We start from the raw sequence: 23364 nt of genomic DNA on the forward strand, positions 1-23364 counted from the left end.
GTTGTAACTTTATTAAATTATTCTTCCGACTCCGAGGCAAACTCCATCAGATATGCCTTGATGAATCCGTCGATGTCACCATCCATCACTCCGTTGACATCACTTGTCTGCCAGTTGGTGCGATGGTCCTTAACCCTCCGGTCGTCAAACACATAGCTTCTTATCTGCGAGCCCCACTCTATCTTCATCTTGCCGTCTTCAATCTTACGCTGCTCGGCAAGGCGGTGTTGCAACTCCTTGTCATATAGAATGGAACGGAGCTGACGCATGGCGTTTTCCTTGTTCTTGGGCTGGTCGCGGGTCTCGGTATTCTCAATCAGGATTTCCTCCTTCTCTCCGGTGTAAGGGTCGACAAACTGGTAGCGCAACCTGACGCCCGACTCGACCTTGTTCACGTTCTGACCTCCTGCTCCACCGCTTCGGAATGTATCCCACGACAGGGCGGCGGGGTCGACTTTCACCTCGATGGTGTCATCGACAAGCGGAGTCACAAATACCGATGCAAATGATGTCATGCGCTTACCCTGAGCATTGTAAGGCGACACCCTGACAAGACGGTGGACTCCGTTTTCACTTTTAAGATAACCGTAGGCAAACGCGCCGTCGACATCGATAGTCACCGACTTTATACCTGCCTCGTCACCTTCAAGGATATTGGCGATGGAAGCCTTATAGCCTTTTGCCTCACACCAACGCAGATACATGCGCATAAGCATTGACGCCCAATCCTGGCTCTCCGTGCCTCCGGCACCTGAATTAATCTTCAGCACCGCACCGAGTGAATCTTCCTCGCGACGCAGCATGTTTTTCAGCTCAAGCGCCTCGATTTTCTCCATCACCGAGCCATACATGGAGTCAATCTCTTCTTCCTCGACAAGCCCCTCTTTCAGAAAGTCCCAGGCAAGCTGAAGCTCGCCGACCGCCTTGTCAAGCTCATCGTAGCCGTCAATCCACTGATGCAGTTCCTTTACTTTTTTCATCTGCGCCTGTGCTTCTTTCTGATGTTCCCAGAAGTCGGGCACATGTGTGCGCAGTTCTTCCTCTTCTACTTCGACACGCTTACTGTCGATGTCAAAGATACCTCCCCAGCGCATCCTTGCGCTCTATCGTCTCTTTTAGCTGTTCAAATGTAATCATCTGATTATGGTTGGTTAATAATATGTTAATAATTCAATTTCTGTCTTTTCACTGGGCATACATAGCCTCTATCTCGCGGGCATAGCGATGGTTGATGACCGGACGTCGTATCTTCAGCGTGTTGGTCAGCTCGCCGCTCTCCATCGTGAATTCCTTAGGGAGCAAAGTGAACTTCTTCACCTTCTCATAGCTGGCAAATCCTTTCTGAAGCTTCTCTATACGCTCCTCGATCATACGCTTGATCTCGGTGTTGTTGACAAGGTCAACGACAGTCTTATATTTGATATGCTTCTTTTTTGCATACTCCTTCAGAGCCTCAAACGCGGGGATGATTATCGCCGTCACATACTTGCGCTGATCGCCTATGACAGCCACCTGCTCGATATATTCATCCTCTCCAAGACGGCTTTCTATCGCCTGCGGGGCTATATACTTGCCGTTGGAAGTCTTGAACAGGTCCTTGATGCGTTCGGTAAGTATCAGCGCTCCGGTATCGTCAATCTTGCCGGCGTCACCTGTGCGGAACCATCCGTCGGGAGTAAACGCGGCAGCCGTCTCCTCAGGCTTGTTGTAATAACCTGCCATAACGGTAGGACCCTTGACACAGATCTCGTCCTGCTCGCCAAGCCTTATCTGAATGCGCGGCATGACTGTCCCGACGGTGCCTATCTCATAACCGACCTTAGGGAAGCAGGTCACTGTAGCCGTAGTCTCGGATAGTCCGTAGCCGATTATTATAGGTATACCGCATGATTGCAGAAACTCGGTTATCGAAGCCGACAGCGGCGCTCCTGCGGTAGGAAACAGTGTCCCGTTTTCAATACCTATCACCTTACGCATAGGCTCAAACACCTTCTTGTCGTAAAAGCGGTATTGCAATTCGAGCCATCCAGGCACCTTGCGTCCAAGCCTTACAAAGTCGATGTTGCGGCGGCGACCCACGACAAGCGCCCGCTTGACAAGCAGCTTCTGGACCGCGTTCATCCGCGAGATCTTAGCCATCACAGCCGCATATACCTTCTCCCAGAATCGGGGGACACTGCACATACATGTCGGATGGGTCTCACGTATTGATGTCTGTATATTATGTGGGTCAAGATTTATATACACCTTTATTCCCATGACCATGCAATAATAGGTCCACGCCTTTTCAAAGATGTGGCTTAAAGGCAGGAAGCTGATTGACGTGTCCTTGTCGGAAAGCATCGTAAGGCGCTCCTGGTGGATTGCCATCGCCGCGTCAAAACATGAGTGCAGCAAAATCGCGCCCTTGGGTTCACCTGTCGTGCCTGACGTATAGAGCAATGTGGCGATGTCATCGGGACGAGCCGCCTCCGAGCGCGCCGCCACCTCCTTGCGACACAAGTCGCCGGCGGCAGCCCCAAGCTTTAGAAAATCCTCAAACGTAATTGTGTGAGAGTCGGCAGGATGCATCTTCACCTTCTCATATGTGACAATCTGCTTGAGGCAGTGACATTTTTCAGCTACCTTACGGGCTATCTCATACTGCTCCTGGTTACCTACAAAAAGCAATGGTATGCGTGCATCCTTTACAATGTATTCGACCTGCTCCTCGCTGCTTGTGGCATAGATGGAGACAGTAACGACACGATTGGCAAATGAGGCAAAATCAGTGACAAGGATGTCAGGACGATTTGCCGAGAATACGCCCACCGTATGAGTAGGCTCTATCCCAAGTATCTCAAGCGCACAAGCCGCCTTGTCAACGTCAGCGCTGAAAGCGTTCCATGAAATCTCATCCCATGAGCCCTGCAATGTACTTTTGAAACAGAACACGGCTCTATCACCATATTTATGTGCCTGTTTGCGTACAAGGCTCGTCAATATATTTGGCATAAACTTATAATTTGCTTGGACAAAGTTAACCCCTACTCGCTACTTTATAACATTATATACGCCCTTTTCTCGCACGATATTAACATTCATTTACATTCTGTCGATTTATACCGTCCGAAATTAAGTATCTATAACACTATACCGTCATATATGACACCGGAGGCAAAGGCCAACACCCCCACCCCCGGAAACAAACAAAAAGCCGAATTATATTACAGGCGAAGCTTGAAGCCTACCTGAACAAGACCTTGCGCACCAAAACCGAGCTCGCCGAAGATAGAGAAGACATCAGTCAACCCTACAGTAGCTCCGATGGGGTTAATCTGAAATGCGAAATAGCCTTTGTCTTTGGTGTAATCGTCATCGTCATCATCCCAGGTCTCATGCATGATTACACAACCTACACCTACCTTTCCGTAGACTGTCACTATGCGGTTGCGATAGTAGTCATATCGACCGTTAAGCATGATGGCATGATAATAGAAATGATTGTCATCCCATTTCTTTCTTGTTGTACTCGAAAATGTATAGGAAGGACCAATCCAGAAATTCGGTGCCACATTCACATTGACACCAAGATTGAGCGCACCCCAGGCATTGTTTACGTCAGGGCCACCGTCATGACAGTCCATCGCGTCCATCTGGGTATAACCGCCGTAGCTTGCAAATATTTCTGTACGTTGAGCCTGTGCTGTCATACAAAAACCGACCAATGCCATAAGGATGACTAAATACTTCTTCATAATCGTGAATTTAGATTGTTTAAACGACATTAAATATAGTTCCGAGATTTTAAACAATCTTAATGGCACTATGGTTGAAAACGTATCAAAAATCTTGTGAGTCCATCATCATAGGTGCGCAGTGAAAAGGTGCATCCGTGACCGTTAAGCACCTCACTGACAAAGAGCAGCCCGAGTCCCCTGCCATCGGCCTTGGATGAAAAAAACGGTGTAAAAATTTTCTGACGTGTCTCCTTGTCAATGCCGGCGCCATTGTCGGCGATACATATTTCATGACCCGCGACTGACACGGTAATCTCTCCTTCGGTCCCGATGCTTTCGGCGGCATTCTTGACAAGATTTATCAACACCTGCTCCATCTGCACCTTGTCAAGCATGACGTTCACAGCCTCCGGCGATGTCCTGAATACAAGATTTATCTCCCTTACCGTACACAGGCTTTCAAGAAGCGGCAATGTCTCGGCAACAAAAACGTTAAGGTCACACTCCTCAAGCCGCGGCGCCGGAATCTTGACCACATCGGCAAACGAGGTGATAAACCGGCTCATGCTCTCACACCGATGGCGACACACATCAAGAGCCTCAGCCATGTCAGGGTCTTCCGAAATCATGGATGCGGTCTCAAGCACTGAACTTACTCCGGCCACCGAATTGTTGACCTCATGAGCCATCATCCTTATCACCTTTTCATAAGCAAATTTCTCCGCTTTCATCACTTCATCGGTGAGCTTCTCAATCATGATGAACGGATGGGCATATCCCTTGTCCATAAACGACAGCCGCGCACAGCGGTAAATCATCGAGTCGCTGAGGCGCAAGGTCGTGGTTGTGTCCTGAGGGAGCGTCACCAGCGCCTCTGAGAGCGGGCTGTCGAGATCGGCGACCCTTTTTCCGGCAAGCGCCTTGCTCGCGTCGGCGTCAAGAAATTTAAGCGCGGCGTCATTAACCATCGTCACCCGGTCGTCATCGTCAAGGATGATTATACCCATAGGCGACGCGGCTATCAGCAGGTCAAGAAAATGATTCTGCTCCCTGACTCTCAGGCGCTCCTCCTTCAGGCTTGCCATCATCCGGTTAAAGATGTCAACAAGGCGGTCGGCATCACTCTGCCCCACCGGAGAAAGCCGGCTGCTGAAATCCTGTTCACGCAGGAGGTCCATACCATTGGCAATCGTATTTATCGGCTTGACAAGACGCGCATAAAACACCCATAGCAGCAACAAGCAGAGCGCCAGCAGTCCCTCGGCAATAAAAAAAGAAGATGACGCTGTGTGCCTGACTATCACAAGAAGCGCGACACATGCAATCACAATCAGCACCGACAGAATGATAAATACAGGATTACGCTTCATGTCGATATGCCGAATTTTTCCATGCGACGGTAAAGTGCCTGCCGGCTTATGCCAAGCTGCGACGCTGCAGCCGACAGATTGCCGCCACTCTTGGCAAGCGCATTCTCAATAGCCGCCTTCTCTATATCCTCAAGGCTTCCCGAGGCGGCTACGGAAGCCACGGTCATATCGGGGGCAAATGACGACGCACTGCGAAACGCTCGCCCGTCAAGCACCGGCGACTGACTGATAATCATCGTGCGTTCAACAAGATTTTTCAGTTCGCGGATGTTGCCCGGATAAGGAAGCCCTGACAGATAATCGACGGCGTCGTCAGTAATGTCGGGCATCGCCATGCGGTTTGCCTTGCTGAACTGACGGGCAAAGTGGGCGACAAGCTCCGGGATGTCCTCTTTACGGTCCCTCAGCGGCGGGAGCGTGACAGTTATAAGGCTTATGCGGTAAAACAGGTCCTCACGGAAAGTGCGGTCAGCGACCATCGCGGAAAGGTCGGCATTGGTCGCACACACGACACGTATATCGACCTTGCGAGGGACACTGTCGCCAAGCACCTCAAACGTGTGTTCCTGCAACACACGCAGCAGTTTTACCTGGGAGTTGACGTCAAGTTCACCTATCTCATCGAGAAATATAGTGCCCTTGTCGGCAACAGCAAAGCGTCCTTCACGGTCGGCGGCAGCTCCTGTAAACGCGCCCTTTTTATGACCAAACATCTCGCTCTCGAAAAGGGAGCGGGAGATTCCGCCAAGATTCACCTTTACAAACGGAGCCCCGTTGCGGCGACTGTTGGCATGCAGGGTCTCCGCGACAAGTTCCTTGCCGGTGCCGTTTTCACCCATTATCAGTACAGGCGCGTCAGTAGCAGCCACGCGCCTCACTGTGTCAAGGACGCTCATCAGAGCCGGCGACGACCCGATAATGCGGGAGCGGTCAAACTCTCCTGCATCAGTCTTGCCGCCCGTCATATTGATAGCAGCCTCAATGCGTCCGAGAAGCGCCCGGTTGTCCCAGGGCTTGGTGATAAAATCAAACGCCCCTGCGCGAATCCCCTCCACAGCGAGAGGTATGCTCCCCCATGCCGTCATCAAAATGACCGGAACATCGGGGTGAAATATCTTTATCTGCCTCAACAGGGTAAGCCCCTCGTCGCCGGTTGTGGCACGCGAAAAATTCATGTCGAGCAACACAAGCTGCGGCGCAGCCTGCCTCACCACAGCCATCGCCTCGGCGGGACCGGCCACAGCCTTGACTTCATAACCGCCCTTCCGCAAAAGCATGGAGAGCGACAGTCTTATGGCATTGTCATCATCGACTATGAGTATCATCGGCAAACTCCTTTTCTGTTTATCAATACAAAGATAAGAATATTACGCAACTTCAGGAAACTGTCACCGCTTAATTATCGCCTCAACGTCGCTGTCGATGCCTGTCCCCGATGCAAAATCCCACAGGGTGAGGCTCCGCAGCTGATAGTAATAATACCAGTAGCGGAAAAGCTCGTTGATATATTCCTGACGCGAGAGATCTTTCCTCGACTGAGAGTCATTGAGGTCAAGCGTGGAAATCTTGCCGATCATGAATGTCTCGACATTGGTAGCATAGCGCTTCATAGCGATTGTGTCGGCGCGCGACGCGATGTCAAGCTGCGCCTGCTGATTGTTAAACCGCTCGACGAGGATAAATATGTCTTGATTGAAGTTCATGGTCTCCTGACGCAGGCGGCTCTCCACGACTTCCCTGTTGCTTTCGGCGACCTTGACCTGACCGCGGCGCTTGCCCCAGTCAATAATAGGGATACGGAAGCCCACCTCCACCACCTGATTGTCTTTCAGCCGGTCGTAAGCGAGATTAAACCGTTCAGCCGTTCCGGTATAGCCCACCTGGGCAAAGAGCGTTATCTCTCGCAGGTTGCCCTTGGCCTTAGCCACCTCATAGTCGGCTTCAAGCTGACGTCGCCTTATGTTTTTAGAAAAAGAGTTATTTGCCTTTGCCTTTTCAAGCACATCATAATAATCAATCGCGGCATGAGGTACCGCCTCCGGCAATACAGGCTCCAGCTCGACTGTCTCGTCAAGGCCGAGAAACGAGCGCAACTGAAACATCTTCGCCTTGAAATCGCTTTCCGAATCGGTCAGGGTCGACCTGTCGTTGAGCAGGTTAAGTTCAAGCTGTAGAAGGTCATTCTCGCTGATCTGCCCCATCTTGCGCTTTGCTTTCGCCACTTCATACAGCTTTACGGAATTGTCACAGTTCTGCCGCGCGGTAGCCAGGTTTTCCTTTGCCATAAGCAGGCTGAAAAAGTAGTCGACGGCTCTCATAGCCACAGTCTCCGTGGCACTCAGAAACGCCGCCTTAGCCTCTTCATAACGCACCGGCTCGATGCGGCGGCTCCACTTTATATGGTTGACGCCAAATACAGGCTGACTCAAAGTAAGCGCCACAGGCACCGACATGAACCGGTCAAAGCGGTTGCCGTCAAGTTGCTTCAGATAGTCTATCGACGTGTTAAGCGACAGCTTTCCGCCTGTGAGCCATATATTCTGGTCAATCGACAGCACTCCGCTCATCTGAAGGTTATTATTGCGCACAAAGGTGTAGCTTCCGTCGTCAAGCTGATAGGTGCTGTAATTTTTGCGATAGCTCGGGATTGTAGCCTGAAAGTTCACTTCCGGCAGAAGGTCGGCGCGAAATGTGCGGTATTGCCAATAAGCGGTTTTCAGCTCGTTAAGAGCCACAGCCGCGTCAACGCTTTGTGTCCGCGCTGTGATAATAGCCTCTTCAAGTGTTATACGGCTCACAGCTTCGCCGCCGCTTGCCGCCATCACAGGGGCGGCAAGGGCGACAACTGCTGACAGGAGTGTTTTTCGTAAAAACATTCTATTCTAACTATTTATTAACCTTTAAATCAATATCTATTCATTGTGGAGCGCGACAGCCGGGGTGATATGCATGGCTCGGTAAGCAGGGATTGCAATACCGACCACAATCATAATCGCCATCACGATATAGGTCAAACCTCCGCACAGAGCAAGACGCCACCATGCGAAATAACCGTCACCTGCACCGTGCAGATAGGCGCTAAGTTCAAGATTGGCTATGTTGGCGTCTATCGCAATGGCAATAGGCGTAACCACGGTAAGTATCAGCAACCCTTCCCCGAAAAGCAGACGCAGAATATCGCCTGAAGTAGCTCCGCTCACCTTGCGCACTGCGATGTCGCGGGTGCGCTGCTGTGTCCTGAACCAGAATGTGCCGAGAAGTCCGAGAAATATATTGACCATCAGAAATCCCATTACGGTAAGCATGTTGCGTATTGTGTCCTTTTCCGCCTTTATATAGCTGTCGCGAAGTACAGAAAACGGTTTTATGTTTGATATATACATATTGCCTATCCGGAAATGACGGTCGATGTCGGCACGAAGATTTTTCTCGAAATCTTTGTCCATGTTTTCCTTTACCCTGACTACCCATTCATTGGTGTTTACATTGGTCAAGCGCTCCGGAATCACGATTGTGCGGTTCATCGGTCCCTGCAAAAACTCGGAGTATTTCACAGGTTTCAACACAGCTCCTACCCTCACTGTTCGTGTAGTGTCCCAGTCAATATAAACATCCTTACCCATAAGGTCGGCTGCATCCATGCCCGGATCCTTCTCCATCGACAGCAGATTCTCGCTTATCAAGATTTCTCCCTTGTCGAGTATCTCGGCAAGTTGATCGGGAGTCTCCCCGTTGATGCCCTCGTAGCGGAATACCCTGACAAAATCAGGAGAGACCACTCGCCTTATAACATAACTTGACGTGTTTATCGTGTCATATTTGAGCATTGTGCCTGAATTGGAGCCGTTATAAGGATGAGAGTTCTGTCCCCTCCCTACAGCCTCTATCTCCGGACGGGCGCGCAAGCGGTCTTCCAACGTGTTCATCCATGACACCCATTCTTCCTCCGAAGCATCGGCGATATAATCAGGCGACTTTTCGTTCAAGTAAGACACATCCAGCCTATAGCAATGTTCCGTGTCAAAGCCGAGCGGCTCATTGTAGACTCTGTAATCGACATAGAAATAGTCGATTATATACCACATCACCACACTCACAATAAGAAGCTCGATGGCGAGCCACAGATTGCTGCGCCATTCATTTTTTATCTGTTTAAATAGTTTCTGGTCCATAGATGTCATAGTTTGGCGTTGAGTGCATTGACGACATTTATCCGCGAGGCTCTCCATGCAGGCAAGCCGGTACTCAACAGGTTAAGCACAAAACAGAATAAAATCGCCCACAGGAAAGTGGATGGCTGCACAAGCATCGTAATGTCCACTTTGGGCATCACCGACACCGTAGAATAGGGCGCGGTAAACAGGAATGAGCTGAAGACCCACGCAAATATCACACTCATAATCCACCCGAGCATGCCTGCGATAAGTGTAGTGACAAGATTTTCACCCACTATTCCTGCAAAAAGTTCGCTTCGTCGGCAACCGAACGCACGGCGCACACCGATTTCTTCCACCCTGCGGCGCAACCGGCTCTCTGACATGCTGCTCAGATTGACCGCCGGCACGATAAGCAATATCGCAAATATAATCCAGCGCATACGTCGCGCCCCTTCGACATCAGGCTCTATATTAGCCCATGCGCCACATGCTTCCTTTTCCTGGTCGTAAGGGCGGTTGCGCGTAATCATCTCCCATCCCGTCGATTCAATCTCCTTGTTCAACTGCCTTACGTTTTCCTCATATTCATGACGTATGCGGTCAAAATCATCGCGGTTGCGGGCAAGAATAGTGACACCGAGCGAACCCATGATGTCGTAGTTCCACGTCCAATTAACCATATTGGTCGATGTAAACGGCACCCATACAGAGGCATAGGCATGTCCGGCAAGTGTTGACACATCCTTGACGACACCTGCCACCGTATAAGGCACATAATTAATCAGAATCTCTTTTCCGGCAACGTCAACACTGCCGAATAAACGGCGTGCCACACTCTCGCATATGACTGCCTCGGCAAGTCCGGAATCAAATGCCGCCTTATCGTAAGGTTTACCGCTCACGAAACTGAAATCAAATACTTTCCAGAAATTATCGTCGGTATTTCTAATGTCGACGCTTACTGCCTGTGACGCCGGAAGCGATACAGGCGCGGTGCTTGTGCCCGGCTCATATATGCTCACAGCCTCGGGAGTCTCCAATGCATAAAAAAGTTTACGCGCCGATTCATAGCTCAGCGGACCGTTGGACTCAAAGTAATTGTCAGCCCCGTCTACGGTCTTTATACTTGCCATTGACGCATGAAGCAGCCTGTCACGGTTGCTCTCCGGAGCAAAAGGCACCACTTTCACCTGCTGCAGCATCACGACCACCATAATCAGGAATATGGCAAGCGCCGTGCCGACAATGGAGATGATGCCGAGCATTTTCTGCGCTTTCAACTGCGCCAATGCCTGTCGGAATATATTTATCATAACCTGTCGATTTTAATATTTACTTTACCTGTCGACCGTCAAAGAAGCGAATAATCCTGTCGGTCAGCTTAGCCTGGTCTTCATTATGGGTAACCATGACGATTGTGCGTCCGTCATTCTTGTTCAGGTCATGAAGCAGCTCCATCACCTCCGCGCCCATCTTTGAGTCAAGGTTACCTGTAGGCTCGTCGGCGAGGATAATTTCGGGATTTCCGACAATCGCACGCGCTATCGCCACTCTCTGACACTGTCCGCCGGAAAGCTGCGACGGCATGTGGCGCATGCGGTGGCTCAGTCCTACCCGTTCAAGCATCTCCTTGGCAAAACGCGTGCGCTCCGATGCCTTCATCTTGCGGTAAAGCAGCGGCAGCTCCACATTGTCAATGACATTGAGAGAATTGATAAGGTGAAAACTCTGGAATACAAATCCAAGATTCTTGTTGCGGAATGATGACAGATTGCTGTCGTTCATGCCGGTCACGTTCACTCCGTCGATCTCCACAGTGCCGCCGGTAGGAGTGTCGAGCAGCCCTATGACATTGAGCAGCGTGGACTTTCCGCATCCGGAAGGTCCCATGATACTTACAAACTCACCTTTTTCAACCTCTATATTCACGTTTTCGAGAGCAAGGGTCTCGATTTCATCGGTACGGTAGATTTTGTTGACTCCGCTAAGTTTAATGATTGCCATATTTTTATATATTTTCTTTGGTTTATTAATATTCAATTATCATCGTTTATCAATCATGACGCAGAGCGTCGACAGGGTTGACACGGCTTATACGCCATGCCGGTATACTGATGCCGATGCCCGTGACTATCAGCATGAGTAGATATACCACAAGCGACACCACTATAAAATGGACAGACAGGTCGCTTCCCCATGATGAATCGTAAAGCTCGTAGCCGGTATTGGAATGAGCGCGTGCAAGGCCCTCCTTTACAGCATACTGCAAATAGACAAGGCATCCTATAAGACATCCTGCCGTCGCAAGCACCCATCCCTCGCCGAGAAGCATCAGCCTTATACGCCGTGGTGTAGCGCCAAACGACCTCATAATCCCCGCCTCTTCACTCCTCTTCCGGGTCTGCAGATAAAACACGCCTGCCACACCAAGCAGAAGATTGGTGAAAAAGAAGAGCAACAGCATCGACCTTAGCCTGAGATCATTTGTCACGCCGGCAGAATAAGCGGCTTCTTCGCTTATATTGTCATAAGAATTTATGTCATAGCACATGTAATTGCCTGAACGCATCTCTGTCGACATCCTCTCCTTGAAATCATGTATAAACCGTCTCTTTCCGGAAGCGGAACGAAGCCTGACAACAATGCTGTAATCAAGGTCGGGATTGAACTCATAAGGGCGGAATGCCACTAAAGGACAGCTGCTCACACTCTGCGGCCTAACATCCTTAACGACACCGGCTATCCGATATGCGTCCTCAGGAGTGAAATCTTCAGCGTCATCTCCGATGTAACGTCCTACCGCGTTGCTTTCAGGAAACAACAGATTGGCGACAGAACGCGTGATAATGATGTCGCCCGTTTCGGGCCGGAGATTCTGCAACTGCCCGGCGACAGGACTACCGTCAATGGCGTCTATGCCGAAGGTGGTCAAATAATCCATGCCGCTCACCATAGGAAGAACCTGCAATGACAGCCACACACTGTCTTTTCCGACGCTAATCGAACTGTAGCCCATAGCGTCGGGATAACTCCAGTCGACGATGGTGGCACTTTCGACCTCGGGCATATTGGTGACGCGGCGGATAAGGTTGCGCAAGTCGGTTTCCGACGATGCGCTGTCGGTGCGCTCCGCATTATATCCGGGAGAATTTTCCTTAACCCTGCGCGTCTTTACAAGACACAGCCTGTCGCGGTCATATCCGAGAGGGAGCGAGTCGACATAGCCATTGACTATAATCGGGTCGATAAACACCCATATGACTATAGTAACAATAGCCATTTCCGCGATAAGCCACGCCATGCGACGGCGTCGGCTATAAAGATTCTTGAATATCAGTTTCCACATAACCTGTTATCTTTTTTCATTGAGGGAATCCACTATCGGGTGACGCAATGAGCGCCATGCCGGAATAAACGCCGACAGCACGTTGAGAGCGACACACAGCAACAGCGCGGCAAGGAACACAGCCGGAGCGAAAAGCATCTCGCCGGTAACAGTGATTGTAGTCGTGTCATGGACCGGCTCGTTTGTCGACAGCAGGAGGTCAAAAACCCACGTGCGGCAGACATACAGCACGACCCATGCCGCGACAAGACCTATCATGCCTCCGGTGAGGGTAAGCAGAAGGTTTTCCCACATTATCTGCGACAGCAATCCGCGCCTGTCGGCACCAAACGCCTTTCGTATGCCGATTTCCGAGAGGCGCGAGTCCATCCTGCCCGCTATCATGGCGCTTATGTTGATTGCCGGTACAAGCAGTAGAGCCAGAAGCACAAGAATATTGTCAATCAGGATGTCAAGCCAGGAAAAGTCATTGCCGGGAAAGCGTTGAAAGACACTCAGCAGGTGGGTGCGCGGCTGATTGAAGATGTCGATACTCCAATTGTCGCCGGAAGCATTGTTTTTTCTTACAAACTCCGCCATCTCGTGTCGCAAAGCCTTCTCCTGCCGCGCGTCGCTTACAAGAAACGCCACACTGTAGCCGCCACCGATATAGGGCGCTCCGACATTCCAGCCCTGACTGTCGTAACCCTCAGTCGCGGTATAGGGGGCATAGACCTCGGCAAATGAGCTGCGCGTAAGCCGGCTCGGCGACTTGACGACTCCCGCGACGGTATAAATCTCTCCATCGCCCATGAACTCCCGCCCGGTCACTCCTTCAGCAGTGCCGAAAAGTTTGCGGGCAAGACTTTCGGCTATCACCGCTCTTTTAATCCCGCTATTGAAATCGGCTTCTGAAAAACAGCTTCCTTCAATAAAATCAAATTCATATATCTTGAAGAAATCTACATCGGTATATGACGCTTCCGCGTCCATGCTCCTGTTTTCACCATTAACCGACACAGCCATTGTCCCGCCCTTTTTTGCCGATACAGCCTCGACATTTTCAAGACGGTAAATCCACTCGTCAAGCCCTCGGTAAGAGAGATTAGCCATTGCCGATGATGTACTGTCAGGCTTCACGCACCTTACGAGGTCAAGATAAAGAGTGCGGTCACGGTTCACCTCCGGATATATCGGCGCAATCCTTACATAATATATCACCGCGAAAATCAATACCGTAGCGATACTCAGCGCCACTCCTCCTATATAAAGAGCCGTGTATGCCTTGTCAGCGCGAGCCTGCCTGACAGTCAGTCGTGCGATTTTACGTATATCAATCATTTGATTCTTAGCCTTTTCTTTGTTTTAAACTCTTTCATGTCGCTGATGACCACCCTGTCGCCGGGCTGCAGTCCGCTTTTCACCTCCACATACTCGAAATTGCTGTCGCCGAGAGTCACCTTGCGCCTCAACAGTTCATCGTCGCCGTCAAGCACAAAAAGCTCATATTCGCCGGGACCGGTGTAAAAAGGTCCGTTGGTAATCCTCACCACATCCTCGATTACGTCACACATCACATATACATCGGTTTTAAGACCTGAACGCAGACGCTTGTTGCTGTCGTCATCAAGCCTTACGGTGAATGCCATCACGCCGTTACGCGACAGCGGCGTGACATTGCTCACCTTTCCGGGCAGACGCTCTTTGCCTATTTTCACTATCGCGTCGGCGCCTACCGACACGCGGTCGCTGTAGGTGTCGGCTATCTCGCCGTCGACCTTGAAATGTGACAAATCTGATATAATGGCTATTCGCTCACCCTCGGCAATCTTCTGCCCTACCTGATCGTTGATATAGGTAAGTGTCGCCTTGCGCGGCGCACGTATGCGGGCATCATCGAGTGTGCGCTGCATCTCGCCGAGATTTTTACCGGTAATATTCAGTTCAAGTTCTTTAAGTCTGAGATTTGCATCGGTCACCTTACGCTCGTTGGCAAGACGCAGCCTCATCTGCTCAAGCTCAAGCTTGCCGGTATTGTATTCAAGTTCGACCTGCTTTACCCTGTCACCGGTGCCCGAGCCGAGACTGTCAAGATAGCGCTCGTTGCGAAGCTCTACTGCCATGCGGTCGACCGTCATAGCCTTTACCTTTATCTGCATTTCGAGGTCGCTGAGCTGAGTGGCATTGTTGACACGCTGCTGTTCAAGTTCATGACGCCTCATCTCTATCTGGTCCATAAGTTTGTTGAGCTCTGTCTCGGCAGTCTGCAGGTCAAGGCGCATGAGCGGTGTGCCCACATCGACGCTGTCGCCCGCCTTGCTGTAGACCTCGACTATACGGGTGGCTATCGGCGAATTGATTATCTCTTCAAATGCCGGAGCTACCTTGCCCCCGGCGCTTACCGACGACTGTATCGTGCCCCGGTCAACCGTAGCCACCACGATATCTTTACGCGACACCCCGGTACGCGTAAGCATCATGATAACTGCTATCACGACCGCAAGCATAGCTACAACACTTACCGTTGTGATGATTTTCTTCCGCTTCATCCGTCGAAGCTCTTCTTTCGGTATTTCTCTATCCATTGCTGTTATTTGATGAATTTCCGTCATTTATAGTTGCATTTTCCGTGCCAAAAACATAAACTATTGGGAATCAACATTATCACAACAGGACTATTGTCCGATAACGGACACTTTATGTCCATATTCAATAAAAAACGGCATGCCTTACATTACATACCTGCGACACAATTCACTTTTTTTCTTAACTTTGACTCCACTATGACAACTGACATATACAAAGTGGGGGCGTCGACGCTCGCCACATACATAATGAAACTATGGTGTCGCCGCAACTGGTGGCTTATTGCGCTGCCACCGGCAGCATGTCTTGTGCTTGCCGCCGCCGTCGATGTAAAATTTCTTCTGATCGCGCTTATGATGGCATTCGTCATACTGCCGCCCATAATGATTACAGTATATTTCTATCACGCGCTTGCCCCGGAGGCGCGCATGTCGATACTCCCTCATCACACACAGCTCTCGGAAGAGGGGCTCAGACTCGTGTATGAACCGATGGCGGAGGATATACCGGCAAGAGATGACGACATGATAACGTGGAGCCGCATAAAAGGCATCAAAATCACACAAGAATATATCGCGTACCGACTTGACTCCGGGAAATACTGCATATTACTTATCCCGAGGTCGGCATTTAAGAGCCCGGAGCAATATGACGGGTGGATAATGATGCAAAAACGCTATATGGCCTGCTGAAATCGCTAACAATTTTTTATATCTTCACCATGCTTAAACACTTATTTTCTTGCCTGATACTGGCAGCCGCATCGCTTGGAGCCGCTGCCACCGACCATTCAGCTGTCCGCGAGGCTTTGCGCGACAGCATCCTGTCATCTATAAGCGGAGCCGAAATCAGCGGCAACCGCGTGAAAATAACCGATTTCGGAGCCAAAGGCGACGGGATGAAAGACTGCCGTAAGGCTTTTGAAAAAGCCATGCGCCACGCCGACAAAAAAGGCGGCGTAAGAATATCAGTACCCCCGGGCACATATTATATCAAAGGTCCCGTAACGTTGACAAGCAATGTATGTATAGACCTTGAAGAGGGCGCAACGCTGAAGTTTGACCCCGACCCTGAGCTGTATCCCGTAGTAAGCACAAGCTGGGAAGGCACATTTCTTTACAATTACTCTCCCATGATTTACGGATATGGGCTAAAAAATGTGGCAATCACCGGAAAGGGCACGATCGACGGAAATGCCATGTCGACATTTGCCACCTGGAAAAAATCGCAGAAAGCCGGTCAAAAACGAAGCCGTGACATGAATCACAATGCCACACCGGTGTCAGAACGGATATTTGGCGACGGCTACTACCTGCGCCCGCAACTCATCCAGCTGTATGAATGTAGCGGCGTGACCGTAGAAGGAGTGAAAATCATTAATTCGCCGTTCTGGTGTGTCCATCTGCTTAAAAGCGAAAATATAATATGCCGCTCAATCCGCTATGACGCCAAACTGATAAACAACGACGGCATCGACCCTGAATGTTCCCGCAACATTCTTATCGAAGACATCTACTTTGACAATGGTGACGACAACATAGCCATAAAGAGCGGCCGTGACAATGACGGATGGACGCTCGGCTCGCCGACTGAGAATGTCATCATCAGAAACTGTCATTTCAAGGGACTCCACGCAGTAGTGATCGGAAGCGAAATGTCGGCGGGTGTACGCAATATCATCATCGAGGACTGCGACTACTCGGGCTATTGCAAGCGCGGCATATATGTCAAGACCAACCCTGACCGTGGAGGATTTGTCGAGAATATCCATGTCAGCAATTGTCGGTTTGGTGAAGTCGAGGACCTGTTTTACGTGACAAGCAGATATGCCGGCGAGGGGCTTGACAACGACCGATATTCAACCATACGCGGCATATATGTAGACGGGCTCACTTGTGACAAGGCGACAGCCGCCGCACTCGTCGTACAAGGCACTTCTCAAAAACCGGTATCTGACATCTATTTCAACAATGTCTCGGCGGGTGATGCAAAAATCGGCATAAGCTTCTCCAACACCACAGGAGTCGTAATGAACGACTGCCATATAGGAGGAATAGCAGGAACACCGACACAAGCAGCTGAAAAAGACAAAATTTTTGACCGCTGAAGCCTCGACAGTCTCCGCCTGAACGCCAGCCGATTACAATTGTAATCTGCATCTCACTCAAAAAAATCACAAAAAAAGTCGCGCAAACGCTTGCATATATCACAAGAATCGCCTACCTTTGCACTCATAATCTCAGAGGAGAGGTGGCAGAGTGGTCGATTGCGGCGGTCTTGAAAACCGTTGAGGGTCACACCTCCGGGGGTTCGAATCCCTCCCTCTCCGCTTCTAACATTGAAAATCAATGTTTTAGCGAATAAGTACCCGAAAAAGTACCCAAAAACGGACTTTTGAGGGTACTTTTCTTTTATCCGGGGCCAATATAAAGCCGGAAGCCCCGCCCGGCTCCCGGCTCTATTCGTTTATTTACCTTTGGCGGCCCGGTGCATCTTTATCGCCACCTTCAAGCCGATAATTATCGCGTAGACACAGAACACGCCGACGACTGCCAAATATAGCCAATCCCAAATAGTGGTCTTTGGCTTTTCCTCGGTCTTGGTGTCGGTATCTTTCTTCGCTTCGGCGTTGATGTCCTGTTTTTCCGTGTCGTCTTCGGTAGTGGTTCGGTCGGCCTGTGCTTCCGTCCGGCTTTGCTCGTTTTTCTCCCCGTTAAGAACTGCCCGGCCTTTCGTGATGCTTTTCACGTTGGGGGGCTTCGCCTTCTCCCCGTTCTCGGAAGCGGTAGCGGCTATTACTGTATTAAGCCAATCCGGGGCCGTACTGTCGTTAGGGAATGAAGGGAAGCCGCCGGGGTAAAACTCCACCGTTGTAAAATCTACTACCACGTTCCGGCGTTCGTCGGTCGTTATGTTGGTAATTATCCCCGCCTTCTCTATAGATCCGGCGTGGTGTTGTTTCTCGGTCGTCGCCGTAAACTGCGCTTCGGCCTGGGTGTTGGTCGCCGTCGCCTTCCGGCTCGTCGTACAGGCGGACGCGAAAAGCGCAAGCACAACTATAAGAATTTGGGCTACTCGGTTCATACGTCGGGGAAGGTTATTGTTTTTTCGGGGTTGGTGTTGTGGGTAAGACTTCCGTACTTAATACGGTTAAGACGCTTAAGCCATCCGTTCCCAAATCGCTTTTGCGAAGGGTTGGCGGCTACGATGCCTTCAATGAAGGCGACGCGGGCGGCTTTTATCCTGTCGAACAGGGCGCGGGGGTTCCGCGCGTTAAGGGCGGCTAAGGTCTTTTCGCCTACAATGCCGTCCACCTTCACGCCGAGAAGGGCCTGAACCTTCGTTATTCCGTGCTTGCCGGAAGCCCATACCCAATCGACGACAATGTTAGCGACTGACTGCGACGCTATGCGGTCGGCTTTCCACCGGTTCCAATAGTGCGGACGCATTACGCGCTCTATTGCGTCGGTGTCGGTTATCTTCTTGAGGTCGTCTACGTCTATATCGCCGTCGCCGTCCTTATCGTAGCCAACTTGTCGCCACGTTGCAATAGTTACTCCTTTGTTGGTCGCTCCGCCCCGGTCGTAGGGGTCGTTTACAAACCCGCCTTCGTGCGACAAAATGAAGGGGGCTAATACTGCTAAATTTGCCATGTGGTTTTAATTGATTAGTCTATAAATGCCGGTAGAATGTACTGAATATTCATAGCGGCTTCGTGAAGAATGGCGCGGGCTTCTCCTTCGTCTATTTCCGTGCCGTGTGTGAACTCGCAAAAAATTGAGCCTACCCAATCGTGGGAATTGTCGGAAAGGCGTTTTATAATTACTTGCTCCGTTCCGCAGGACGAAAGTAAGGATTTCGCGTAGCGGTCGGATACTTCGTTATCTATGTCCGTTATGAACATAAACAAGTTCTTCGTTAGTTCACTGCAAAACTTTGCTACGTCGCACATCTTAAGGTTTTGAATACGCGGCTTCATGCTTTCTACTCCTTTGCGCTTGCTTTCAAAGTAGATGCTAACCATACTTTCGTTCCCTAATGGGTGCGGCTGAACTATGTAAACGCGGTCGGCTTTTAGTTCGTGGAGTATCTCCCATAATTCGCCGTGAACTAACGCCGAATTGTCAGAACGACGCTTACGCTTTACTTCGTTTTCGCGTTGCATCTGCTCTACCTTCAAGTCGGTCAGTTTGTTTTTGGCGTATTGGTTGTAACTAAACCACGCAGCTATAATTACACCAATCGCGCTTATTATTGCGGGTACGTTTTCCATTGTCCTATGTCGTTTTTAGTACCCGGCCCCGGCGAGGTCAACTTTGACCATTGCCTTAATCTCGGCTACTCGGCGAAGGTGCGCGGTATAGGCGGCTTCCGCCTTTTCTGCTTCCTCGTCTTCAAGTAGCCCGGCGCGGGCGGCGTTGTAGTCGTTAATCAGTCCGAACTCTTCCGTTTCCGAAACTTCGGCACGAATGACGGCGCGGGTAAGGTCTTTGTAGTTGGGCGTTCCCCACACTTCCACGGTGTCGTAGTCATAGACTATCCGGGGGCTGACTATGTTAACGGCGGTGTCTGTTCCGTCCGGGGTTTCGTCGTCGGACTGAGCCACGGGTTCGGGTTCTTGGGTTCGGGCGGCTACGTTATAATTGTAGTGGTACGCGCCATTTCCGAGCGGCAAAATTGCCGCCGGCCTAACGTCTGAATTTGATTTCATACGGGCTTATTTTATTAAGTTGGTTAATTAAGTATTGGCTATCGCTGTATTTAAGCCAACCCCACCACGGCGCAATAGCCTGTAAGAAGTCTTTCCGGGATATAGGGTTCTTGGCTTTCCTTAACTTCGCTATCTTCCTACAAAGGGCTTGTTTTATACCTTTCCTTATCCGTGTTTCGTTAAGGTAGAAGACAAAGCCTAAAAAGTCTATGCCCCGGCCGTGTTTGTCGCTTCGGTCTAAGGCTACGGGGAATATTTGCTTATTCCTCTTTACCTCTATCCGTAGTTCTACGGTAGAGTATCCCTCAATCTCCTTTAACAAACGGTGCAAAAACTCTTTATCGTTAGAAAGTATAATAAAGTCGTCGGCGTAGTTTATCAGCCACTTCGCGCCCATCTTCTCCTTAAGCCTGTGGCAAAGGTAGGTTATATAAAGGTTGGCGAAGTACGGACTTATAGGGCTACCCAGCATTACCCCTTCTTCGCTGTCTATAATAGCGTCTAAATACCGAAGTATCTGTTTGTCCTTGATGCTCCTACGAACTAACGCCTTTAATACGTCGTGCTTTATCGTAGGGTAGAATTTCCGCATATCGAACTTAAGACAATACACCCGGCCGCTTTTGCGGGCTTCCTGTATGAAGCTGCGCGTTCTTAGTGCTGCCGGAAGCTGCCCGCGTTTCCTAATGCCGCAGTAACTATCGGCTATAAATACCTTATCCCAAATCGGGCGAAGTATCAACAACAGGGCGCGATGTATTATCTTGTCGGGGTTTTCGGGTAGAATGGTTAACAGTCGTTCCTTACCGTCGTTTATGGTTATATTATAAGCGTCTGACGGTTGGAACTCGTCGCTATGAAGCAAAGCGCACACTTTCGCCGTGTTTTCGGGCTTATAGTGGTCGGACATACGGGCGGCGCGTTCTATGTTGTCCGCGTCGCTGAAACTGCCGAATAAATTACCGTGTCTTTTCACTTCTTTTATTGCTTTGCTGATTACTTGGCGTTCTTCGGCGCAAGCCTACCAAAAGCCAATAATTATTACTATTTTTCGCCAAGAGGCGGGGTCTTTGCCATTTCAAGTTATAAGCCCTTATTTCTAAGGTTATCAGTAATTCCGAGAGCCGATGTTCGCATTCGTATTCGAAGCCGCGTTGTTCGTATTCGCATACGAAAGCCCGGCATTCGCGCCGTTATTCGCGTTCCCGCCGAACAAAACGCCCGTAGGCAAACAACCCAATTCGTTTTATTCAAAGTAGTAGCGCGTACCCGAAGCCCTCATAGTGACTTTTCGCGGGAAGGCGTTACGCTTCTTAATCTCACGAAGAACGTATTTTATTTCGGTGGAATTGGTAAAGAACTTTTCCACTTGGCCCGGCTTGTCAGGGCTGTTGTCCGGGTGCTTTATCTTCACTAAGAAGCGTTCGTTTCCGAACTTTGTTTTTACTCCGTCGATGAAGTCAAGCACAAGGAAGGAAAGGTTTATTAGTTTTTGCTACGTGGTTTCGCGGCAGTTGAACTGCTTGTTTGTTTCGTCCTGTGGAATGTTCAAGAAGGCGAGGCTTCCGTCGTCTTCTACTGTGGGCTTGGTGTTGTAGTCGCTCATCGCTATTTCGTGTTTAGTTCTTGCTACCCATTGGCGTAATGCTCTGTCGGCTTGTCGCAAAGGGTCTATTTCCATAATTTGTCTTTTTATTTACCCCAACCGCCGAACAATCGGGGCGCGGCGGTTGGGGCGCGTTTTCGTTATTGTATTGCGTGGGGAACGGGTTACGTTGCGGGTATAAAGCAAAGCCGAGAGCCGACGGTCGCAGTCGTACTCGAAGCCGCGTTGCGCGTATACGCACACGAAAGCCCGGCAAACGCGCCGTCAATCGCGCTCCCGCCGAACAAAACGCCGCGCATAGCCACGCCGGACGCGGGTATATTGGTATAGAAGTAGTCCGCGAAGTAGGTGGTAGAACCTCCGCCAACCTCTACGGGCATATTGTCGCCGAACTCGCCGCCCATGATGCGCTTAACGTAGCCTTCCTTCCGGGGAAGGTCGCCCCGGTAGTCATAACCGTTGTAGCTGCTGTCTTGGAACTGCGCGGGGTCGTTGCAAACGTAGAACTTCGACAGGCCGCCCGCTTCTTCGCTTTGTATCTCACACTTACAGCCATCCGTCCAGCTCCAAATATGGCCGAAGGGGTTTTCTATCCCTCGATAAGAAGGAACTTTGAACGTATAGGCTATGCCCGCGCCGTTGTCTATGCTCTTTTCGACAACGCCGGAAGCGTTGCCGAGCGAATTGGTTGCGCCACACGGAACGACGGGGTAATAGCCGTTATAGGTGTTCCAATTCGCGGAAGTCATAGTAGTAACGCCCGCGCCGAGTCCGCCCTGCTTATAACCGTTTGCATCCGGCTGTGCGTTATAATCGGCCTGGCAGTTAAGGTTGGCGTACTCAATGACGAAAAGCCAATAGGTCGCCAACTGTGCGGCGTATAGGTCGCAGTTCCAACCTTTGCCGTTAAGTCCGGCTTCGCCACGGTTGCGGGCGTAGTTTCGGAAGTTGGTAAGGGAAATTGCCGTAGCCGGAAGTCCGAGGAAGCTGCGGTAGGTGCCGTCGTAAGTTGCGTTATTGTTTCCACCTCGGAAAGCGGCGGTAGTGTTGACTACGGAAGCCAACTTAGGCGTAGCGGCTACGGTGCGGTCTACTGTGGCTTCGTAGGCACTGCGGTACATTTTCGGTACTTCGTGGAAGCCGGGGAGCGGGTATTCCGAAATAAGGGCTATAAGGTCGGTTCCGTCGAACTCAAACTTACGGTAGTGCTTCGGAATTTCTACCATTACTTGACCGTCTGCCCCGGTAAGGTTGGCGGCGGCCCCGGTGTCGCGTTTGGTGCTGTCTGTCGCGTGAAGGTAGTAGGCTACCGTTCCGTTATCACGAAGCACACAACGGCGCATCTTTGACTGAACCGGGAGCGACGTGTGCAACTCCGGGCGGCCTATTCGCTCCAAAGTGGTAGCGGCTACGGTCGTCTTTATGCGAACGCCGTAGTAATAATCGTAAGGGAAGGCGGGCTTAGTGTTGCCCGCAGCTATAATTAAACCCATAGTTTGTGGTGTTATTAGTAGCCCCAAAGAAGGGCGGTTTTCTGACTTGTTTCTTTTATCTCTCGGACTATTTCCGGGTTCCAACCCGTTTCAAAGCGCGTAGCAATAAATTCGCCTTCGGGCATTCCCCAAAGGTTCACTTCAAGCACTACCGCAGCTTCTCCGTCGTTCTTGACGCAAAAGGGCGTATCTTTTCGGAAGCTGCCCCCGTCGAACTTGACCGGGCCGGCTACCGATATTTGTGCGCTGACTAAATCGCCGTTCCTGTTTGTCATTGTTATCTGATTTTGGTGTTTGCAAAATTACTGTATAGTCGTATTACTTTAATACGTCGCTAAGTATCCGTGAAGTGTTTGTTAGCCCGCCCGCCGTGTAGGACGGGCTAACAAATGCTATA

General features: G+C 50.4%; 23 protein-coding genes and 1 tRNA gene. 3 read left to right on the plus strand and 21 right to left on the minus strand.

Annotated features, from left to right (window positions below; all coding sequences use genetic code 11):
• Positions 1–17: 17 nt before the first annotated feature.
• The 12 genes from prfB to E4T81_RS01595 form a co-directional block, all read right to left on the minus strand.
• A protein-coding gene (gene prfB / locus E4T81_RS01540) for a peptide chain release factor 2 (protein ID WP_135040789.1) occupies positions 18–1137 on the minus strand; the annotation gives its coding sequence in 2 pieces (ribosomal slippage) (positions 18–1073 and positions 1075–1137; 1119 coding nt in all).
• A 48-nt stretch (positions 1138–1185) separates the two neighbouring features.
• On the minus strand, positions 1186–2994 hold the full coding sequence (locus E4T81_RS01545; protein WP_135040790.1) for a long-chain fatty acid--CoA ligase: 1809 nt from the start codon (positions 2992–2994) through the stop codon (positions 1186–1188).
• A 212-nt stretch (positions 2995–3206) separates the two neighbouring features.
• Positions 3207–3737 carry an outer membrane beta-barrel protein gene (locus E4T81_RS01550; RefSeq protein ID WP_167761561.1) on the minus strand — a complete coding sequence of 177 codons (531 nt, stop codon included), beginning with the start codon at positions 3735–3737 and terminating at the stop codon, positions 3207–3209.
• A 68-nt stretch (positions 3738–3805) separates the two neighbouring features.
• Positions 3806–5089, minus strand: coding sequence for a PAS domain-containing sensor histidine kinase (locus E4T81_RS01555; protein WP_135040792.1), 1284 nt, complete (start codon positions 5087–5089; stop codon positions 3806–3808).
• On the minus strand, positions 5086–6414 hold the full coding sequence (locus E4T81_RS01560; protein WP_135040793.1) for a sigma-54 dependent transcriptional regulator: 1329 nt from the start codon (positions 6412–6414) through the stop codon (positions 5086–5088). Before E4T81_RS01560 ends, E4T81_RS01555 begins: the two co-directional genes overlap by 4 nt.
• Positions 6415–6477: 63 nt before the next feature.
• Entirely contained in the window at positions 6478–7911 is a 1434-nt protein-coding gene (locus E4T81_RS01565) for a TolC family protein (RefSeq protein ID WP_245206983.1), read from the minus strand.
• 90 nt (positions 7912–8001) lie between these two features.
• Positions 8002–9261, minus strand: a complete 1260-nt coding sequence (locus E4T81_RS01570; protein ID WP_167761565.1) for an ABC transporter permease — start codon at positions 9259–9261, stop codon at positions 8002–8004.
• A 5-nt stretch (positions 9262–9266) separates the two neighbouring features.
• On the minus strand, positions 9267–10559 hold the full coding sequence (locus E4T81_RS01575; protein WP_135040796.1) for an ABC transporter permease: 1293 nt from the start codon (positions 10557–10559) through the stop codon (positions 9267–9269).
• Between the two features lie 19 nt (positions 10560–10578).
• Complete coding sequence (locus E4T81_RS01580) at positions 10579–11244, minus strand: ABC transporter ATP-binding protein (protein WP_135040865.1); 666 nt, start codon at positions 11242–11244, stop codon at positions 10579–10581.
• Positions 11245–11299: 55 nt separating this feature from the next.
• Positions 11300–12592, minus strand: a complete 1293-nt coding sequence (locus tag E4T81_RS01585; RefSeq protein ID WP_135040797.1) for an ABC transporter permease — start codon at positions 12590–12592, stop codon at positions 11300–11302.
• 6 nt (positions 12593–12598) lie between these two features.
• Positions 12599–13912: an ABC transporter permease gene (locus E4T81_RS01590; protein ID WP_135040798.1), complete on the minus strand. Its 1314-nt coding sequence runs from the start codon at positions 13910–13912 to the stop codon at positions 12599–12601.
• Entirely contained in the window at positions 13909–15156 is a 1248-nt protein-coding gene (locus E4T81_RS01595) for an efflux RND transporter periplasmic adaptor subunit (RefSeq protein ID WP_135040799.1), read from the minus strand. The genes E4T81_RS01590 and E4T81_RS01595 overlap by 4 nt, the downstream gene beginning before the upstream one ends.
• 198 nt (positions 15157–15354) lie before the next feature.
• Between E4T81_RS01595 and E4T81_RS01600 the strand changes: the two genes are divergently transcribed.
• The 3 genes from E4T81_RS01600 to E4T81_RS01610 all read left to right on the plus strand — a co-directional run bounded on the left by E4T81_RS01600 (position 15355) and on the right by E4T81_RS01610 (position 17486).
• Positions 15355–15849, plus strand: a complete 495-nt coding sequence (locus tag E4T81_RS01600) for a YcxB family protein (RefSeq protein WP_135040800.1) — start codon at positions 15355–15357, stop codon at positions 15847–15849.
• A 29-nt stretch (positions 15850–15878) separates the two neighbouring features.
• The gene (locus E4T81_RS01605) at positions 15879–17264 is read left to right on the plus strand and encodes a glycoside hydrolase family 28 protein (RefSeq protein WP_135040801.1); all 1386 of its coding nucleotides are present in this window, start codon (positions 15879–15881) and stop codon (positions 17262–17264) included.
• Positions 17265–17401: 137 nt separating this feature from the next.
• Positions 17402–17486 (plus strand) — tRNA-Ser (locus E4T81_RS01610).
• 137 nt (positions 17487–17623) lie between these two features.
• On the opposite strand, the gene E4T81_RS01615 is transcribed toward E4T81_RS01610, so the two are convergent.
• The 9 genes from E4T81_RS01615 to E4T81_RS01650 all read right to left on the minus strand — a co-directional run bounded on the left by E4T81_RS01615 (position 17624) and on the right by E4T81_RS01650 (position 23242).
• Positions 17624–18241 (minus strand): hypothetical protein, encoded by a 618-nt coding sequence (locus E4T81_RS01615; protein ID WP_135040802.1) that lies wholly within the window; start codon positions 18239–18241, stop codon positions 17624–17626.
• Complete coding sequence (locus E4T81_RS01620; RefSeq protein WP_135040803.1) at positions 18238–18810, minus strand: glycoside hydrolase family 108 protein; 573 nt, start codon at positions 18808–18810, stop codon at positions 18238–18240. Before E4T81_RS01620 ends, E4T81_RS01615 begins: the two co-directional genes overlap by 4 nt.
• A gap of 14 nt (positions 18811–18824) precedes the next feature.
• On the minus strand, positions 18825–19430 hold the full coding sequence (locus tag E4T81_RS01625) for a hypothetical protein (protein WP_135040804.1): 606 nt from the start codon (positions 19428–19430) through the stop codon (positions 18825–18827).
• Positions 19431–19445: 15 nt separating this feature from the next.
• Positions 19446–19868, minus strand: coding sequence for a hypothetical protein (locus E4T81_RS01630; RefSeq protein WP_135040805.1), 423 nt, complete (start codon positions 19866–19868; stop codon positions 19446–19448).
• Positions 19846–20778: a reverse transcriptase domain-containing protein gene (locus E4T81_RS01635; protein WP_123612193.1), complete on the minus strand. Its 933-nt coding sequence runs from the start codon at positions 20776–20778 to the stop codon at positions 19846–19848. Before E4T81_RS01635 ends, E4T81_RS01630 begins: the two co-directional genes overlap by 23 nt.
• Positions 20779–21114: 336 nt before the next feature.
• Positions 21115–21282 carry a hypothetical protein gene (locus E4T81_RS15840; protein WP_245206976.1) on the minus strand — a complete coding sequence of 56 codons (168 nt, stop codon included), beginning with the start codon at positions 21280–21282 and terminating at the stop codon, positions 21115–21117.
• A gap of 81 nt (positions 21283–21363) precedes the next feature.
• Complete coding sequence (locus E4T81_RS15845) at positions 21364–21549, minus strand: hypothetical protein (RefSeq protein WP_245206977.1); 186 nt, start codon at positions 21547–21549, stop codon at positions 21364–21366.
• A gap of 89 nt (positions 21550–21638) precedes the next feature.
• Positions 21639–22967 (minus strand): hypothetical protein, encoded by a 1329-nt coding sequence (locus E4T81_RS01645; RefSeq protein WP_135040806.1) that lies wholly within the window; start codon positions 22965–22967, stop codon positions 21639–21641.
• Between the two features lie 14 nt (positions 22968–22981).
• The gene (locus E4T81_RS01650) at positions 22982–23242 is read right to left on the minus strand and encodes a hypothetical protein (protein ID WP_135040807.1); all 261 of its coding nucleotides are present in this window, start codon (positions 23240–23242) and stop codon (positions 22982–22984) included.
• Positions 23243–23364: the final 122 nt, after the last annotated feature.

Source organism: Barnesiella sp. WM24 (assembly GCF_004570975.1).
In the GTDB taxonomy this organism is placed as follows: domain Bacteria; phylum Bacteroidota; class Bacteroidia; order Bacteroidales; family Muribaculaceae; genus Muribaculum.